Annotated in this window: 17 protein-coding genes; 10 read left to right on the top strand and 7 right to left on the bottom strand. The window is 58.8% G+C overall.

From position 1 onward, the window contains the following. Positions 1–147: 147 nt before the first annotated feature. The 3 genes from IB250_RS25755 to IB250_RS25745 all read right to left on the bottom strand — a co-directional run bounded on the left by IB250_RS25755 (position 148) and on the right by IB250_RS25745 (position 2,757). Positions 148–1,758 carry an ABC transporter substrate-binding protein gene (locus IB250_RS25755; RefSeq protein ID WP_192346278.1) on the bottom strand — a complete coding sequence of 537 codons (1,611 nt, stop codon included), beginning with the start codon at positions 1,756–1,758 and terminating at the stop codon, positions 148–150. 278 nt (positions 1,759–2,036) lie between these two features. Then, positions 2,037–2,270: a hypothetical protein gene (locus IB250_RS25750; RefSeq protein ID WP_192346276.1), complete on the bottom strand. Its 234-nt coding sequence runs from the start codon at positions 2,268–2,270 to the stop codon at positions 2,037–2,039. A 4-nt stretch (positions 2,271–2,274) separates the two neighbouring features. After that, positions 2,275–2,757 (bottom strand): hypothetical protein, encoded by a 483-nt coding sequence (locus IB250_RS25745; RefSeq protein ID WP_192346274.1) that lies wholly within the window; start codon positions 2,755–2,757, stop codon positions 2,275–2,277. Between the two features lie 478 nt (positions 2,758–3,235). Between IB250_RS25745 and IB250_RS25740 the strand changes: the two genes are divergently transcribed. Beyond that, positions 3,236–3,604 carry a DUF6124 family protein gene (locus IB250_RS25740; RefSeq protein ID WP_192346272.1) on the top strand — a complete coding sequence of 123 codons (369 nt, stop codon included), beginning with the start codon at positions 3,236–3,238 and terminating at the stop codon, positions 3,602–3,604. 207 nt (positions 3,605–3,811) lie between these two features. Here IB250_RS25740 and IB250_RS25735 read toward each other — a convergent pair whose 3' ends face one another. Beyond that, a complete protein-coding gene (locus tag IB250_RS25735; RefSeq protein ID WP_192346270.1) occupies positions 3,812–4,531 on the bottom strand; it encodes an SIMPL domain-containing protein in 720 nt (239 codons plus the stop codon). Positions 4,532–4,853: 322 nt separating this feature from the next. Here IB250_RS25735 and IB250_RS25730 point away from each other — a divergent pair, with 322 nt between their 5' ends. The 4 genes from IB250_RS25730 (at position 4,854) to IB250_RS25715 (ending at position 9,334) form a co-directional block, all read left to right on the top strand. Further along, positions 4,854–6,116 (top strand): ATP-binding protein, encoded by a 1,263-nt coding sequence (locus tag IB250_RS25730; protein WP_008067291.1) that lies wholly within the window; start codon positions 4,854–4,856, stop codon positions 6,114–6,116. Continuing rightward, a complete protein-coding gene (locus IB250_RS25725; RefSeq protein ID WP_007901386.1) occupies positions 6,109–6,669 on the top strand; it encodes a response regulator transcription factor in 561 nt (186 codons plus the stop codon). Before IB250_RS25730 ends, IB250_RS25725 begins: the two co-directional genes overlap by 8 nt. 96 nt (positions 6,670–6,765) lie before the next feature. Further along, on the top strand, positions 6,766–8,493 hold the full coding sequence (locus IB250_RS25720; RefSeq protein ID WP_192346268.1) for an ABC transporter ATP-binding protein/permease: 1,728 nt from the start codon (positions 6,766–6,768) through the stop codon (positions 8,491–8,493). A 91-nt stretch (positions 8,494–8,584) separates the two neighbouring features. Continuing rightward, entirely contained in the window at positions 8,585–9,334 is a 750-nt protein-coding gene (locus tag IB250_RS25715) for a FadR/GntR family transcriptional regulator (RefSeq protein ID WP_007901399.1), read from the top strand. On the opposite strand, the gene IB250_RS25710 is transcribed toward IB250_RS25715, so the two are convergent. From IB250_RS25710 to IB250_RS25700, 3 genes are all read right to left on the bottom strand, one after another. Continuing rightward, positions 9,331–9,477, bottom strand: coding sequence for a hypothetical protein (locus IB250_RS25710; RefSeq protein ID WP_225603831.1), 147 nt, complete (start codon positions 9,475–9,477; stop codon positions 9,331–9,333). The two genes, IB250_RS25715 and IB250_RS25710, sit on opposite strands and share 4 nt — an antisense overlap. Positions 9,478–9,791: 314 nt before the next feature. After that, a complete protein-coding gene (locus tag IB250_RS25705; protein WP_192346264.1) occupies positions 9,792–9,983 on the bottom strand; it encodes a hypothetical protein in 192 nt (63 codons plus the stop codon). Positions 9,984–9,997: 14 nt separating this feature from the next. After that, entirely contained in the window at positions 9,998–11,314 is a 1,317-nt protein-coding gene (locus IB250_RS25700) for a phospholipase (RefSeq protein ID WP_192346262.1), read from the bottom strand. Positions 11,315–11,549: 235 nt separating this feature from the next. Between IB250_RS25700 and kdgD the strand changes: the two genes are divergently transcribed. From kdgD to IB250_RS25675, 5 genes are all read left to right on the top strand, one after another. Further along, a complete protein-coding gene (gene kdgD / locus IB250_RS25695) occupies positions 11,550–12,461 on the top strand; it encodes a 5-dehydro-4-deoxyglucarate dehydratase (protein ID WP_192346260.1) in 912 nt (303 codons plus the stop codon). A 60-nt stretch (positions 12,462–12,521) separates the two neighbouring features. Continuing rightward, complete coding sequence (locus tag IB250_RS25690) at positions 12,522–13,967, top strand: aldehyde dehydrogenase family protein (protein WP_192346258.1); 1,446 nt, start codon at positions 12,522–12,524, stop codon at positions 13,965–13,967. A 160-nt stretch (positions 13,968–14,127) separates the two neighbouring features. Then, complete coding sequence (locus tag IB250_RS25685) at positions 14,128–15,495, top strand: MFS transporter (protein WP_192346256.1); 1,368 nt, start codon at positions 14,128–14,130, stop codon at positions 15,493–15,495. 11 nt (positions 15,496–15,506) lie between these two features. After that, complete coding sequence (garD, locus tag IB250_RS25680) at positions 15,507–17,060, top strand: galactarate dehydratase (protein ID WP_192346254.1); 1,554 nt, start codon at positions 15,507–15,509, stop codon at positions 17,058–17,060. Positions 17,061–17,227: 167 nt separating this feature from the next. Next, complete coding sequence (locus tag IB250_RS25675; RefSeq protein WP_123498954.1) at positions 17,228–18,169, top strand: AEC family transporter; 942 nt, start codon at positions 17,228–17,230, stop codon at positions 18,167–18,169. Positions 18,170–18,242: the final 73 nt, after the last annotated feature.

Below are 18,242 nucleotides of genomic sequence, written 5' to 3'. Positions count from 1 at the left end.
ACCTTAAACAGTGGCACGAACGTACCTTAATGTCGCATATGTATAAATACTCGCGCATTTGACCGTTTGCGCAGGTTTTTTACGGTGCAAATCGCGCACCGACACGGGGCAACCGGGGCGTCTGGTGCACCCGGTTGGCGCCTGGTGTTACTTATTTATACCCACTCCATAGAAGGGGGTAAGGCCGAAAGGGCTGATCTTGAAGTCGGTGACTTCCTTGCGCAGTGGCTGGAACACGGTCGAGTTGGCGACAGGTGTGATAGGTACTTGTTGCTTAAGGATTTGCTGTGCCTGCTGGTACAGTTTGACCCGCTGCTGTTTGTCCGTGGACACCTTCGCTTGCTGCACCAGCTTGTCGTAGGCCGGGTCGCACCATTTGGCGTAATTGCTACCTTTCACCGCAGCGCAGCTGTAGAGCACGCCGAGCCAGTTGTCCGGGTCACCGTTGTCGCCGGTCCAGCCGTAGATCATCGCGTCGTGCTCGCCGTTCTTGGCGCGCTTGATGTACTCGCCCCACTCATAGCTGACGATGTTGGCCTTAATCCCGACTTTCTCCCAATCCTGCTGGATCATCTGTGCCGACATACGTGCGTTGGGGTTGGAGGCGCGCTGCACGGTCATGGCCCACAAATTGATGGTGGTACCGGGCGCAACCCCTGCTTCTTTTAGTAGCGCGCGGGCTTTGGTCGGGTCGTGCGGTGCATCCTTGATGGTCGGGTCATAGGACCATTGCGCCGGGGGGAGGGCGTTCTGCGCCAGCTGCCCGGCACTCTGGTAGACCGCCTTGATGATCGCCGGTTTATCGATAGCCATGTCCAGGGCCTGACGGACCTTGAGCTGGTCCAGCGGTGGATGGGTTACGTTGTAGGCGAGGAAGCCGAGGTTGAAACCGGCCTGTTTGAGTACGGTCAGGTTTGGGTCTTTCTCCATGACGTCGATGTCTGCCGGGCGCGGGTAGCCGCTGACCTGACACTCGCCGGCCTTGAGCTTCTGCAAGCGCACGGCGGCATCGGGTGTGATCGAGAAAATCAGGTTATCGAGTTTCACGTCCTCGGGCTTCCAGTAGGCCTTGTTGGCGGCGTAGCGGATCTGCGAGTCCTTTTGATAGCGCTTGAACACGAACGGGCCGGTGCCGACCGGTTTCTGGTTGAGGTCGGCGGCTTTGCCTTCCTTTAACAGATGGGCGGCGTATTCGGCGGACTGTACCGAGGCGAAGCTCATGGCGAGGTTCTGCACGAATGCGGCGTCGATGTTGTTCAGGCTGAAGCGCACGGTGTGGTCGTCGATCTTGTCGATGCTTTTGATCGTGGTGTTCAGGCCCATGTCGGTGAAGTACGGCGACTCGGCGGGGTAGGCTTTACGGAAGGCATTCTGCGGGTCGAGCAGGCGCTGGAAGGTGAACAGGACGTCATCGGCGTTGAAGTCGCGGGTCGGGGTGAAGTAGTCGGTGGTGTGGAATTTCACGCCGTCGCGCAGGTGGAAGGTGTAGCTGAGACCGTCCTTGCTCACATCCCAACTTGTCGCTAATCCGGGTTCGACTTCGGTGCCACCGCGTTTGAATTGGGTGAGGCGGTTGAAGACGGTTTCGGCTGAGGCGTCGAAGTCGGTGCCGCTGGTGTATTGGCTGGGGTCGAAGCCGGCGGGGCTGGCTTCGGAGCAGTAGACCAGGGTAGTGACGGCTTGGGCGGTTTGTGCGAGTGATGCGGTTGTAGCGAGGGCGAGAGCAAGCAGAAGTGGTTTGACGGTGGTTCTTTCCATGGAGTCCCCGTGGGTTTGGCGGCGGTGTTTTCCTGAGGGTAGCGTTGTTGGCGGGGCGGGCGGAAATATCGTTTTTTGAGGGGGACCCCTCTGTCCGGGCATAGTCGGCCGGTTTTTGCGTTGATGGCGGACTGGAGCTGCCGAAGGCTGCGATCTTTTGATCTTGAAAATCAACGTCATAAGATCGCAGCCTTCGGCAGTTCCTACGCAAAGCGGTGTCAGGCGGGCGTTGTGGGTGAAGTGAATTCCGTTTCACGTTGCTTGAATGAGCGCATGGCTCACGCCGCATACCGGGTCCGACTAAAAAACAGCGCAGCCCCGAGGGCGATAGCATTGGTTGAAACGATGCCCAGATCGAAGCCTGCGATGAAAGGCGGCAGCATCAAAATACTCGAAAACCCCAGAGCGACCAGCGCAATGCCCAGCCATTTTCTGAGGCCATAGGATTTCAGATAGAAGAACAACAGCAGGAACACTGCATAAGCCAGGGCGTACAGGCCATATTCGTTCATGGTCTCACCCGCCTTGAGTCTTGATGATCATGGACGATGCTGAATGCTGAGGGCCTATGCCGCCGCTGACCTGTGCATCCAGGCTGACGATGACATCGCCGGCGTGATAAGTCGGCAATGTGCTCAGCGTGAACTCGCGGACTGCCCATCCCACCGGGATGGCCGCAGCGGGCATGAATTTACCTGCCGCTGCGGCGAAAACACCACTGGTGAGGTTGGCGATACTTGTTCGTTGGGCATTGAGTAAATCCCCCTGTAGCCGGGTCAGGGGTTTGGAGATCCCGACCATCATTTGGCAAGGCAAATCCTTGGCGAGCATTTTGTCGTAGAGCTCCACCACCAGATTGCTCACTTCATAGTGGGCGGCTTTCGCTTCACCAAAATGCAGTGTTCTGAGGCCACCCCGTTCACTGGCTGACAGAGTGAAGCGCGATACGTTGAAGACAATTCCATGGTTGCCGGAAAACTGATCCCTTTCAAACTTCAATGCTCGCATCCTTATCGAGTCTGGAAAGGCAGGGAGTTTCTCTTAGCTCCTGGGCTTTCGCAAATGCAAAATCAAAAGCAGATGACACCGCCCTGCTGTGTGCGGGCTTGCTCGCGAAGGCTGCCTGACAACCGGCCAATCTGTTAATGGGTGTTTAAGAAATTAGTCTTGGCCATAGAACTTTCCCACGCATCTTTCAGGTTGCCGGGTAGGAAGCAGTGCCTCTAATCTTTGGTTGTCACTGAAAACTCAGTGATCGGGAGTGAGATCCCGGCTAAACGATTGGAAACCCACGCGAGCCACTCCATAATTGCCGCCAGCTTATCCGCTGCCAGCAAATGCGTTATGGCGGCTGTGTGCGGGCAGACCTCGGTCTGGCCGGGTTCCTTTTGCCGGTAATCTCACACCGCACATAGCTGCCACCTCTTCGCCGAGTGAGATCGGAAATTGATGGCTCCAATTTCAAAAGGAAAATTGCATGGATAAGTTAATCCCGGACCCACCCTTCAACACCTCCACCCCCAACGCTGAAGCCTTGCGCACCGAAGAACTACTCAAAGACCGCGAAGCCATAAAACGCGCCCTCGATTACTACCTCGATCCACCCGCCCCATATGCCCCGACACCCCGTCGTCCCAGCACGATGTATATGATTGCCCCCAACATGGATACCGAAAGCCTGCTGGCACAAGCCTGCGAGTCATTGGCCTCGGCCAGCGTCCTGGCCAGTGATTTCGCCACCCACCTGATCGGCCCGCAGCGCAATACAGTGTTGGCGATTCAACAGATCATCATGCTGGCGGAGTTGGCGGTGAACCGGGCGTTGGATAACGTCGATCCGGCGTAGACCGCGTTATCGTTCATCGCGAGCAGGCTCGCTCCCACAGGGATTGAGGGTGTACATGGATTTTATGTACGACACAGATCCAATGTGGGAGCGAGCCTGCTCGCGATGGCGGCAGATTGTTCGCCAAAAAAACCGACTGGCCTACGACGGGCAATAAAAAACGGCGATCACTTCGGTGATCGCCGTTTTTTGTACAGACTTATCGAATCAAGGCATCAACACTTCAATCGCCCCATCCGCCGTCATGCTGACCTGGCTGGTCCCGGCTTCAACTTCTGGCGTCACCGGTGCCGAATCCATGCCGGCAGCGGCTTTCATCATCATCGGTCCGCGCAGGTACGGCTGTGGATAACCGTTGCTGTTGAGGTTCAGGTTGACGATTTTGTAGCTCTTGCCGCCCAAGGCGTCGGTGGCCAGTTGGGCGCGGGACTTGAAGGCGGTCACGGCTTCTTTGAGCAGGGCGTCTTCGCTGGCCTTACGGGTCGGGGTGGCGATGGCAAAATCCATGCCGCCCATTTTCAGGTCGGTGAGCAGTTCGCCGGTGAGTTTGGACAGGGCGGCGAAATCCGAGCTTTCCAGGCGCAGTTCGGCGCGTTCACGCCAGCCGATGATTTTCTGGCCTTTGGTGTCGTAGATCGGGTAGCTGTTGCGGCTGCCCTGGCGCAGGGTGATGTCTTTGACTTCTTTAGCCTGTGCCAGCGCCTTGTTCATGGTGGTGCTGACGTCGGCGGCGAGTTTGGCCGGGTCGCTGTTTTGCTCTTCGGTGTAGAGGGTCACGATCATCAGGTCGCGGGCCACTTCCTGGCTGACTTCGGCGCGCAGGGAGATCTGGTTGTAATGCAGTTCGTCGACGGCCAGGGCTGGAAGGCTGGCGACGGTGCCAACGCTTAAGGCAAGAAGGGCGGCGCTGCGGCGCAATGTGTGCATGAAAAGCTCCTTGGACGATGCGCAGGGGTTAAGGTCCGAACCTGCGTGAAACCATCAGACTCTAGCTTCAATGGTCCGGTTCGCACAGTTACAACTTCTATACAGATAATCAGCAGGTGGATGCTTCGCAGCCAATCGCGGGCAAGCCACGCTCCCACAGGGGAACGCATTCCAATGTGGGAGCGTGGCTTGCCCGCGAAGGCGTCCTTATAGACGCAGCAATCCTTTCTGCCATGTGGTCGTTTGCCGCACTTTTGCCTCTCAGGCCCGCGGCTTGGTTATACTCCGTGCGATCCGCCTGGAGCGCTCATCAGGAGAGCTCATGCTCGCCCCCGTTCAAATTACTTCCGCCACTCGTCAGAACCTCTGGCGGCTTACGTTCATCCGCACGTTGGTGTTGGCCGCTCAGGCCGGTTCTGTGGGACTGGCCTACTGGTTCGACCTGCTGCCGTTGCCATGGGTGCAACTGGCAATGACCCTGGGTTGCTCGATGCTGCTGTGCGCGTTCACGGCGGTTCGTCTGCGCACGTCGTGGCCGGTGACCGAGCTCGAATACGCCGTGCAACTGGCCTGTGACCTGTTTATCCACAGTGCCTTGCTGTACTTCTCCGGCGGCTCGACCAATCCGTTCGTCTCTTATTACCTGGTGCCATTGACCATCGCCGCCGTGACGCTGCCATGGCGTTATTCGGTGATTCTGTCGGGTATCGCGCTGGCGCTTTATACGTTGCTGCTGGCGCAGTTCTACCCGCTGGAAACGTTCCCGATCGCCCGAGAAAACCTGCAGATCTACGGTATGTGGCTGAGCTTCGCCCTGGCGGCGGCGGTGATCACGTTCTTCGCCGCCCGCATGGCCGAAGAGCTGCGTCGTCAGGAAGAATTGCGTGCCATTCGTCGCGAAGAAGGCCTGCGCGATCAGCAATTACTGGCCGTCGCGACCCAGGCGGCGGGTGCCGCCCATGAGCTGGGTACACCGCTGGCGACCATGAGCGTGCTGCTCAAGGAAATGCGCCAGGACCATCCAGACCCGCTGTTGCAGGACGATTTGAGCGTGCTGCAGGATCAGGTCAAACTCTGCAAAGAGACCTTGCAGCAGTTGGTCCGGGCGGCGGAAGCCAATCGTCGCTTGGCGGTGGAGATGCAAGACGTCACCGATTGGCTCGACGAAGCCCTGAACCGCTGGCACTTGATGCGCCCGGAAGCCAGTTATCGCTTCCAGCGCCTGGGCCAGGGTACCGTGCCGCGCATGGCACCGCCGCCGGACCTGACCCAGGCCCTGCTGAATTTGCTGAACAACGCCGCCGATGCGTGCCCCGAAGGCTTGCAAGTGACGCTGGACTGGAATGCCGAGGATTTGACCATCAGCATTCGCGACCATGGCGCCGGTGTGCCATTGGCCATTGCCGAGCAGATTGGCAAACCGTTTTTTACCACCAAGGGCAAAGGTTTCGGCCTGGGCCTGTTTTTGAGCAAAGCCAGCGTGACACGCGCCGGCGGCTCAGTGAAACTCTACAGTCATGAGGAAGGTGGCACGCTTACCGAGCTGCGCCTGCCCCGTGTCGCCCGAGGAGACGAACATGAGTGACGAGATCCAAGTCGAAGGCGAAGAACTGCCGCATTTGCTGCTGGTAGACGACGACGCAACCTTCACCCGTGTGATGGCCCGCGCCATGGCCCGCCGCGGTTTTCGCGTGAGTACCGCAGGGTCCGCCGAAGAAGGCCTGACCATCGCCCAGGCCGACATACCGGATTACGCCGCCCTGGATCTGAAAATGGACGGCGATTCGGGCTTGGTGTTGTTGCCCAAACTGCTGGAACTCGACCCGGAAATGCGCGTGGTGATCCTCACCGGTTACTCGAGCATTGCTACCGCCGTCGAGGCGATCAAGCGTGGCGCCTGCAATTACCTGTGCAAACCGGCGGACGCCGATGATGTGCTGGCCGCGTTGCTCTCCGAGCACGCCGACCTCGATACCCTGGTGCCGGAAAACCCGATGTCCGTGGATCGCCTCCAGTGGGAGCACATCCAGCGCGTATTGACCGAGCACGAAGGCAATATCTCCGCTACCGCCCGCGCCTTGGGCATGCACCGCCGCACGCTGCAGCGCAAACTGCAGAAGCGTCCGGTCCGTCGCTGAACCGGCGCTGAACAATTGTTGTCACACCTCGTTACAAGCCGGGCCGATCATTTATGATCGGCTCGTGTGTGTTCTTTTCTTTATCGAGCCTTATCCATGAATCAGAACGCTGAATATTGCGCGGTCAATGATGCTGTGCGCGGGCAGTTTTTTCGCAAAGTCTGGGCGATGAGCACGCCTTACTGGCGCAGCGAAGAGAAGGGCAAGGCCTGGACGTTGCTGATCGCGGTGATCGCGCTGTCATTGTTCAGCGTGGCGATTTCAGTGTGGCTCAACAGTTGGTACAAGGATTTCTATAACGCCCTGCAAAAGAAGGACGAAGCGGCCTTCTGGCATTTGATCCTGTATTTCTGCGGCATCGCGGCCGTGGCAATTCTCGCCGCGGTGTATCAGCTCTACCTGACCCAGATGTTGACCATTCGCTGGCGGGCCTGGCTCACCGAGAAACACTTCACCCGTTGGCTGGGCAACAAGAACTACTATCAGCTGGAGCAGGGCGGTTACACCGATAACCCGGACCAGCGCATTTCCGAAGACCTCAATAAATTCACCACCAACACCTTGGTCCTGGGCCTTGGTTTGATCCGCACCGTCGTCAGCCTGGTGTCGTTCTCGATTATTCTGTGGGGCGTCTCAGGCAGCATCGAAGTGTTTGGCTATACGATTCCCGGCTACATGTTCTGGTGTGCACTGGTTTACGCCATCGTCGGCAGCTGGCTCACGCATTTGATCGGGCGTCGCCTGATCGGCCTCAACAACAACCAGCAACGTTTCGAAGCCGATTTGCGTTTCTCCATGGTACGAGTCCGCGAGAATGCCGAAAGCATTGCGTTGTACAACGGCGAGCCCAATGAGAACCGCCGTCTGAGCAGCCGCTTCAGCATGGTCTGGCACAACTTCTGGGACATCATGAAAGTGTCCAAGCGCCTGACCTTTTTCACTTCCGGTTATGGCCAGATCGCAATCATCTTCCCGTTCATGGTCGCGGCACCTCGTTACTTCGCCGGCAAGATCGAGCTGGGTGAGCTGATGCAAATCAACTCGGCGTTCGGCAACGTTCAGGAAAACTTCAGCTGGTTCATCAGTGCATACCAGGGCCTTGCCGAGTGGCGTGCCACTTGCGATCGTCTATTGAGTTTCCATCAGGCCATGAGCGATAACGAGCAGCGCGCGCCGGCCATCGATGTGCAGAATCAGGGCTCGGCGTTGAAGGTGCATAACCTTGGCCTCGACCTCGCTGACGGTCGTCACCTGCTGACCAACGCCGACATGACGGTGGAGGAGGGCGAGCGCGTCATGCTCAGCGGTCGTTCTGGCAGCGGCAAATCGACTTTGCTGCGGGCGATGGGGCACCTTTGGCCGGCCGGCCACGGCAGCATCCGTCTGCCGACGGGACGGTATTTGTTCCTGCCGCAAAAACCCTATCTGCCGATTGGCACCTTGCGCGAGGTGCTGAGTTATCCACAGCCGGGCGACACCTACCCGCATGAGCGTTACGTCCACGTGCTGGAAACCTGCCGCTTGCCGCACCTGGTTTCGCGTCTGGATGAAGCCAACCACTGGCAGCGCATGCTTTCGCCGGGCGAGCAGCAACGTCTGGCCTTCGCCCGCGCGCTGCTTTATGCGCCGCAATGGCTGTACATGGACGAAGCCACTTCGGCGATGGACGAAGAAGATGAAGCGTCGTTGTATCAGGCGTTGATCGATGAATTGCCTGGACTGAGCATCGTCAGCGTTGGCCATCGCAGCAGCCTGAAGCGTTTCCATCCACGGCATGTGCGTATCGAGAATGGGCATCTGGTAGACCAGGCCGTGACCGCCTGACACCACACAGGGAATGTGCGCCGACGGTGATCGTACAACCGTGTTGAGCTATGATGCGGATTCAGCCGAATTTTCGAGACAGACGTTCACCATGGAAAACCCGATCGACGCACCTCGCCTCCCTCGCAAGCGCCGCAGCCTCGCTCAGGAACTGGTGACGGTGCTGTCCGAGCAGATCCGCGACGGTCACCTCAAGCGTGGCGACAAGTTGCCCACCGAGTCGGCGATCATGGATGCCCATGGCGTCAGTCGCACCGTGGTGCGCGAAGCGATTTCCCGTTTGCAGGCCGCAGGCCAGGTCGAAACCCGTCATGGCATCGGCACCTTCGTGCTCGATACCCCGAGCCCGAGCGGTTTCCGTATTGATCCGGCCACCGTGGTGACCTTGCGCGATGTGCTGGCAATTCTTGAATTGCGCATCAGCCTGGAAGTGGAATCCGCCGGCCTTGCCGCACAACGTCGAAGCCCCGAGCAACTGGCGTTGATGCGTGCGGCGCTGGATGCATTGAATGAAAGTGTCTCCCATGCCAGCGATGCCGTGGCGTCCGACTTCCAGTTCCACCTGCAAATCGCCCTGGCGACGGGCAACCGCTATTTCACCGACATCATGACTCACCTGGGCACCAGCATCATTCCGCGAACGCGCCTGAACTCCGCGCGCCTGGCCCATGATGATCAGCAGCACTACATGAGTCGCCTGAGCCGTGAGCATGAAGAGATTTACGATGCGATTGCGCGTCAGGATTCGGATGCAGCGCGGGCGGCCATGCGTTTGCACCTGACGAATAGCCGCGAGCGGTTGCGCCAGGCGCATGAAGAGGCGCAGGCGCAGCGGGGTTAGGCCCCCTTCGCTTCGTAGTCGACGTACTCGATTGTGTTGTCCATCAGCACCTTGAATTTCTTCCGAGTGATGAGCCAGTTTTTTCCGGGGATCATCTCAAACTCGACGAAATCTCCAACGTTCACGTGGAGATCGAAGTTCATGAGCATTTCCAGAGGCGCATGCTTGGTTCTGACTGGAAATTTAAATCGATGGGTTGTGTTCATGGACGCTGACCTGAGCAGTGATTGAACGGCGATTTAGCCTTGTTCAGGGACTGCTTAAAACTGTTAGAAATAGTAGTTTCGATGAGCGGTCAGTGTGCATTTTCACTTTCCGTTGGGCCTGGAATAACGCCTTCGCGAGCAAGCCCGCTCCCACACTTGATCCCGGTTGTTCACAAAAAATGCGTTCACCGAAGATCCAATGTGGGAGCGGGCTTGCTCGCGAAAGAGCCGGCGGCCATCTCGCAGTAGCTTCAGCCAGTCCTCAAAATCGAACGATCCACCCTCACCGCCAACCCGGCAGCCCCAGGTTTGGCATCGAAAACCGCATGCCCGCGTTCATCCACAAGCGCCCGGGCAACCGGCACGCCCTTCGACAACAACTCCAATGGCGCACCTTTCAGCGATTGGCCAGAAGCCAGTTCCAGTTTCAATTTGATAGTCATCAGTGATCTCCTTATCAGGCATTGGCCGCTGAATTCAGCGCGCCGGTTGGTTGGTAGTCCTTGAGCAGCAGGTACGTGCTCCAGCCCCACCAGTCGTCCACGGTGGCGGTGTCGTTCAAGTTGTTGACGTCCTTGCGCCGCAATACCTTGTTGCCCTCGACCTTGAACAGTGGCGAGAAATTGCCGGCCGGGTTCAGAACCGCTTGCAGGTCGGGCAGCCTTTTCAATGCAGCAAAGCTGCCGGCCGATGGAGCAGTGCCACTGAGGTACGCCGCGAACACTTCATCCGCAGACACCTGAACCGCTTGATTCACCTGGGCGCGATTGGCGCTGTCGATGGCGTCGAAATAGCGTTTGTCGCCGTAGGCGTGCCAGCGATCGCCGTTGCCATTGCTCACGTTGAGGCCGAACTTGCTGTCTTCATCGTGCATGAAGCGGGTAATCAACGAGCCGAGGTCACTGGGCGTGACCACTGCCGCCAACTGTTTGCGCGGTACTCGCAGGTGACCGGCGGAATACAGGTCGGTCAAAGAATGATCGGCAAAAGCGTTCATCGCATAGGCCAGTTCCAACTGCTTTTCATCGCCGCTGTTGTGGGCCAGCACTGCTTGTTGCAGCGCTGCCGTGTGCCCGGCGATGTAGGCCAGCACCGCCCATTCGCCAAAGTGATCGGCATTGTTGGCGGCCAGTTTCAGATAACGCCCCAACGGGACCAGTGCCGAGACGAAACTGCCGCCACCGGTGATCTTATTCCACTCTTCCGACAACGTATCACCGAGGGCGTCATAAGCCTCGTGAGGCTGTTTTCCGTCCCTGATCGCTTGATTGATGGCGGCGATTTCTTTCTGCATGACACCGAGGATCAACTTCGCCTCGGCGTTTGAGGCCGGCAGTACCGCCAGGGAGTTGAAGGCGTTGGCAAAGCGCTGGATTCGCTCGGCGGGTGTCGCGCCTTCGTTGATCGGTTGATCGGGAATTCCATAAAAATCACCTCCCAGTGCGATGACCTGGCCATAGGTCAGCGCCAGTCCGTTGGGTAAATGCAGCTCTACCTGTGAGGCTGGAATAGCGGGGGCGTCCTTGATGAAACGCAACAAGGTGCTGTCGCCGATAGCGGTGTGTTCAGCTCCCTCGAACCGCAGTTGCGGACCTTTCAGCGTTTTTTTCGGTGAGGTGGGTTGCTGATTTTTGTGAGTGTGATGGCTGCCCGCGAGCAGCTTCAAAGTGTCGCCATTGCCAGAAAGAGCGATGCCGTGCTCGGTAAAAAGATCATCCAGATCGGCGATGATCTGTCGGGTATTTTCCTTCGGTTGTGCGTATAGACCTGACATTTCTAGCTCCTTGATATGTCGTAGGTAGAATCAAATTTAACTGTATGTATATACAGTTGTCTGGATCATAGATCAGAAATTTCCTACGTCAAGGGATTACTTTTTCCGACGCAAATTTTGCGGCTCGCGATGAAATGCAGTTGACGGTTGTATTTTAAGTTGTACGATGACCTACAACTTCGGCGAAGGCTGAACGGTTTTCTCACACAACGTTGTTACTCAGGGTGTTCGAATAATGAATCCACAAGAACTGAAGTCCATCCTCTCTTCCGGTCTGCTGTCATTCCCGGTCACCGACTTCAATGCTCAGGGCGATTTCCATCGCGCGGGCTACATCAAGCGTCTCGAATGGCTGGCCCCATACGGCGCCTCGGCATTGTTCGCCGCGGGCGGCACCGGTGAGTTCTTCTCTCTGGCGGCCAGCGAATATTCGGAAATCATCAAGACTGCCGTCGACACTTGCGCTACCAGTGTGCCGATTCTTGCCGGCGTAGGCGGCGCCACCCGCCAGGCCATCGAATACGCTCAGGAAGCCGAGCGTCTGGGCGCCAAAGGCCTGTTGCTGCTGCCGCACTACCTGACCGAAGCCAGCCAGGACGGCGTTGCCGACCACGTTGAAGCGGTATGCAAATCGGTAAAAATCGGCGTGGTGGTTTACAACCGCAACGTCTGCCGCCTGACCGCTCCTTTGCTGGAACGTCTGGCCGAGCGCTGCCCGAACCTGATCGGTTACAAGGATGGCCTGGGTGATATCGAGTTGATGGTGTCGATCCGTCGCCGCCTGGGTGATCGCTTCAGCTACCTGGGCGGTTTACCGACCGCTGAAGTCTACGCCGCGGCCTACAAGGCGCTGGGCGTACCGGTTTACTCCTCGGCGGTGTTCAACTTCATCCCGAAAACCGCGATGGATTTCTACCACGCCATTGCTCGCGAAGATCACGCCACCGTCGGCAAGATCATCGACGACTTCTTCCTGCCGTACCTGGACATCCGTAACCGCAAGGCCGGTTACGCCGTGAGCATCGTCAAGGCCGGGGCAAAAATTGCAGGCTTCGACGCAGGTCCTGTGCGTGCGCCGCTGACCGATCTGACGGGCGAAGAGTACGAAATGCTCGCCGCGCTGATCGACAAGCAAGGTGCGCAATAACACTCGATAAAACCGAGGCCGCTGAGCAATCAGCGGCTTCTTGCGTGAGGAGATCTTCAAGTGGCTGATGCAAAGCGTTTCGATAACTACATCAACGGCGAATGGGTGAAGGGCAGTGATTACTGCGCCAACATCAACCCGTCGGAGTTGACCGATACCATCGGCGATTACGCCAAGGCTGATCTGGCTCAGGTCCACGCCGCCATCGACGCCGCCCGCGCTGCGTTCCCGGCCTGGTCCACTTCGGGCATTCAGGCACGTCACGATTCCCTGGATAAAGTCGGCAGCGAGATCCTCGCCCGTCGCGAAGAGCTCGGCACCTTGCTGGCCCGGGAAGAGGGCAAGACCCTGCCCGAAGCCATCGGCGAAGTGACTCGCGCCGGTAACATCTTCAAGTTCTTCGCCGGTGAATGCCTGCGCCTGTCCGGCGACTACTTGCCGTCGGTGCGTCCGGGCGTCAACGTCGAAGTGACCCGCGAAGCATTGGGTGTGGTCGGCCTGATCACCCCGTGGAACTTCCCGATCGCGATCCCGGCGTGGAAAATCGCACCGGCCCTGGCCTACGGCAACTGCGTCGTGCTCAAACCTGCGGACCTGGTTCCAGGTTGCGCCTGGGCGCTGGCGGAAATCATCTCCCGTGCAGGCTTCCCCGCCGGCGTGTTCAACCTGGTGATGGGCAGTGGTCGGGTGGTTGGCGATGCGCTGGTGCAGAGCCCGAAAGTTGATGGCATCAGCTTCACCGGTTCCGTGGGCGTGGGTCGCCAGATCGCTGTTAGCTGCGTGTCGCGTCAGGCCAAGGTTCAGCTGGAAATGGGCGGCAAGAACCCGCAGATCATTCTCGATGACGCCGACCTCAAGCAAGCGGTCGAGCTGTCGGTACAGAGCGCGTTCTATTCCACCGGGCAGCGTTGCACCGCGTCGAGCCGCTTCATCGTCACCGCCGGGATTCACGACAAATTCGTCGAAGCCATGGCCGAGCGCATGAAGTCGATCAAGGTTGGTCACGCGCTGAAAACCGGCACTGATATCGGTCCGGTCGTCTCGCAGGCTCAGCTTGAACAGGACATGAAATACATCGACATCGGCCAGTCCGAAGGTGCGCGTCTGGTCAGTGGCGGTGGTCTGGTGACGTGCGACACCGAAGGCTACTTCCTCGCGCCGACGCTGTTTGCCGACAGCACAGCGGCGATGCGCATCAGCCGCGAAGAGATCTTCGGCCCGGTGGCCAACATCGTTCGCGTCGCCGATTACGAGGCAGCGCTGGCCATGGCCAACGACACCGAGTTCGGCCTGTCAGCGGGTATCGCCACCACGTCGCTGAAGTACGTCAACCACTTCAAGCGCCACTCCCAGGCCGGGATGGTGATGGTCAACCTGCCGACCGCCGGCGTGGATTACCACGTTCCGTTTGGTGGGCGTAAAGGTTCATCCTATGGCTCACGTGAGCAAGGTCGCTATGCACAAGAGTTTTACACGGTCGTGAAGACCAGCTACATCGGCTCCTGATACACGCAATACCTGTGGGAGCTGGCCTGCCAGCGATAGCATCATCGCGGTGTGACTGACACACCGAGTGGCCTGTATCGCTGGCAGGCCAGCTCCTACAAAAGACAGACCAAAGAAGATTCACCCGCGCATAAAAATAATCAGTGGGAGTACATCTACAATGCAATCGACCAAGCCGACTCACGTCCGCTATTTGATCCTGCTCATGCTGTTTCTGGTGACCACGATCAACTACGCCGACCGGGCCACTATCGCAATCGCTGGCTCCAGCCTGCAAAAAGACCTCGGCATCGACGCGGTCACCCTCGGTTATATCTTCTCCGCATTCGGTTGGGCCTACGTGGCCGGGCAAATTCCCGGTGGCTGGCTGCTGGACCGTTTCGGTTCGAAAAAAATCTACGCGTTGAGCATTTTCACCTGGTCGCTGTTCACCGTGCTGCAGGGCTATGTCGGTGAGTTCGGCATGTCCACGGCGGTGGTTGCGCTGTTCATGCTGCGCTTTTTGGTGGGCCTGGCAGAAGCGCCATCCTTCCCCGGCAACGCACGCATCGTGGCGGCCTGGTTCCCGACCGCTGAACGCGGTACAGCGTCTGCGATTTTCAACTCGGCGCAATACTTCGCCACCGTGTTGTTCGCACCGCTGATGGGTTGGATCGTTTACAGCTTCGGCTGGCAGCACGTGTTTATCGTCATGGGGGGGATCGGCATCATCTTCTCGGGGATCTGGCTGAAGGTGATCTACAGCCCGCGCCAGCATCCGATGATCAACGACGCCGAGTTCAAGCACATCGCCGACAACGGCGGCATGGTCGACATGGACCAGGACAAAGGCAAAGGCAAAAAAGGCGACGGTCCGAAGTGGGACTACATCCGCCAGCTGCTGACCAACCGGATGATGCTCGGCGTGTATCTGGGCCAGTACTGCATCAACGGCATCACCTACTTCTTCCTGACCTGGTTCCCGGTGTACCTGGTGCAGGAGCGCGGCATGACCATCCTCAAGGCCGGTTTCATTGCCTCGCTGCCGGCGATCTGCGGGTTTATCGGTGGTGTGCTTGGCGGGGTGATTTCCGATTACCTGCTGCGCAAAGGCCACTCGCTGACCTTCGCCCGCAAGGCGCCGATCATCGCCGGCCTGCTGGTGTCCAGCAGCATCGTGGCCTGCAACTATGTGGACGTGGAATGGATGGTCGTCGGCTTCATGGCCCTGGCCTTCTTCGGCAAAGGCGTGGGCGCGTTGGGCTGGGCCGTGGTGTCCGACACCTCGCCGAAACAGATCGCCGGTCTCAGCGGCGGCCTGTTCAACACCTTCGGCAACATTGCGTCGATCACCACGCCGATCGTTATCGGCTACATCATCAGCTCCACCGGTTCATTCAAATGGGCGCTGGTGTTCGTCGGTTGCAACGCGCTGGTAGCCGTCTTCAGCTATCTGGTGATCGTTGGCCCGATCAAACGTGTGGTACTCAAAGAGCCGCCTGTCAGCGGTCCTGAAACCAACAATAAGTTATCTGAAGCGCATTCCTGAGGAGCGGCGTCATGCAGTTGATTGAACATTCCGACTCGCCGCGCTACATCCGCCTGCACGAGCGGGACAATGTGGTGATCGTGGTCAACGATCAGGGCGTACCGGCCGGCACCGAATTCCCCGATGGTTTGGTCACCGTGGATTTCGTGCCGCAGAGCCACAAGGTCACCCTCGAGGACATTCCCGAGGGTGGCCAGGTGATTCGTTACGGCCAGACAATCGGCTACGCGTTGCAGCCGATTCCTCGCGGCAGCTGGGTCAAGGAAGATCAACTGCGCATGCCGACCGCGCCGCCGCTGGACAGCCTGCCGTTGTCCACCGAAGTGCCGGTCGCGCAGGCACCACTGGAAGGCTTCACCTTCGAGGGTTTTCGCAACGCCGACGGCACCGTCGGCACGCGCAACATTCTGGGCATCACCACCACCGTGCAGTGCGTTACCGGCGTGCTGGATCACGCGGTGAAACGCATCAAGGACGAGTTGCTGCCCAAGTACCCGAACGTCGATGACGTGGTGGCGCTGACCCACAGTTACGGCTGCGGCGTGGCGATCACCGCCACCGACGCGTACATCCCGATCCGCACCGTGCGCAACCTGGCGCGCAACCCGAACCTGGGTGGCGAAGCGTTGGTGATCAGCCTGGGCTGCGAGAAATTGCAGGCCGGGCAGGTGATGCACGAGAACGACAGTTCGGTGGATTTGAGCGAGCCGTGGCTGTACCGCTTGCAGGACTCCAGCCACGGTTTCACCGAGATGATCGAGCAGATCATGGAACTGGCCGAATCCCGCTTGAAAAAGCTCGATCTGCGTCGTCGGGAAACCGTGCCGGCGTCCGAGCTGATCCTCGGCATGCAGTGCGGCGGCAGCGATGCGTTCTCTGGCATCACTGCCAATCCGGCGCTCGGTTATGCCTCGGACCTGTTGCTGCGGGCGGGGGCGACGGTGATGTTTTCCGAAGTCACCGAGGTGCGCGACGCGATTTACCTGCTGACGTCCCGCGCCGAAACCGAGGAAGTGGCTCAGGAACTGGTGCGGGAAATGGACTGGTACGACCGTTACCTGGCCAAGGGCGAAGCGGATCGCAGTGCCAACACCACGCCGGGGAACAAGAAGGGCGGGTTGTCGAACATTGTCGAGAAGTCGCTGGGCTCGATCGTCAAGTCCGGCAGCAGCGCGATCAACGGGGTGCTCGGCCCTGGCGAGCGCTTCAAGCGCAAAGGGCTGATTTTTTGCGCGACCCCGGCCAGTGATTTTGTCTGCGGGACATTGCAGTTGGCGGCGGGGATGAACCTGCATGTGTTCACCACCGGGCGGGGGACGCCTTATGGGTTGGCGATGGCACCGGTGGTGAAGGTGTCGACCCGTACAGAACTGGCGCAACGCTGGCCGGATTTGATCGATATCGATGCCGGGCGAATTGCTACCGGGCGAGCGTCGATTGAAGAGCTTGGCTGGGAGTTGTTCCACTATTACCTGGACGTGGCCAGCGGCAAGAAACAGACGTGGGCCGAGCAGCATAAGCTGCATAACGACATTACCTTGTTCAATCCTGCGCCGATCACGTAATGATCGTTCCCACGCTCTGCGTGGGAATGCAGCCCGGGACGCTCTGCGTCCCAAAAGCGTGACGCAGAGCGTCACAAGAGGCATTCCCACGCAGAGCGTGGGAACGATCCGGGTGAAAGTGGCTTATCATTAGCCCCCTAACGACGCCCACCCAAGGTTCTCCCAGCATGCTGGCTATTTTCCTCGAAACCCTGAACATCACCGCGCCGGTGTTTGCCATGCTGTTTCTGGGGGCGCTGCTCAAGCGCATCGACTGGATCAACGACAACTTCATTCATACCGCGTCGGCCCTGGTTTTCAACGTCACCATGCCGGCGTTGCTGTTTCTGGGCATCTTGCATGCCGACCTGCATGCCGCGCTGCAACCGGCGCTGCTGATCTACTTCTCGATTGCCACGCTGATGTGTTTTGCGATTGCCTGGGGCTGGGCGATCTGGAAATGCCCGCGGGAAGACCGGGGCATCTACACCCAGGGCGCGTTTCGCGGTAACAACGGCGTTATCGGTCTGGCACTGGCGGCGAGCATGTACGGCGACTACGGGATTTCCCTTGGGGCCATTCTCGCGGCGTTGGTGATCCTGTTCTACAACACGCTCTCGACCATCGTGCTGGCGGTCTACAGCCCGGTGATCAAGTCTGACCCGTGGAGCATCTGCAAGAGCGTGATGGTCAACCCGCTGATCATCAGCGTGTTTGCGGCGACGCCGTTTGCGTATTTCAAGATTGGTTTGCCGGGGTGGCTGGAAACGTCCGGCCAGTACCTGGCACAGACCACCTTGCCGTTGGCGCTGATCTGCATCGGGGGCACGTTGTCGCTGGCGGCGATGCGCAAAAGCGGCACGATGGCGCTGAGTTCAAGCCTGGTGAAGATGATCGGCCTGCCAGTGCTGGCGACTTTGGGTGCCTGGCTCTGGGGGTTTCGCGGGGCGGAGTTGGGGATTTTGTTTCTGTACTTCGGCAGCCCGACCGCGGCGGCCAGTTTCGTCATGGCGCGGCAGGCCAATGGCAATCATGAATTGGCGGCAGCGATCATCGTGATTACCACGCTGATGGCGGCGGTCACCACCAACGTCGGGATCTTTTTGTTGCAGTGGGGTGGGTGGATTTAGGCGAAGGTTTTGCGGTGTTCTTAAAGGCCTCATCGCGAGCAGGCTCGCTCCCACATTTGGAATGCATTCCCCT

The sequence above is a fragment of the Pseudomonas sp. PDM09 genome (genome assembly GCF_014852305.1).
GTDB lineage: Bacteria > Pseudomonadota > Gammaproteobacteria > Pseudomonadales > Pseudomonadaceae > Aquipseudomonas.
This window is presented reverse-complemented; position numbering and strand designations above follow the sequence as displayed.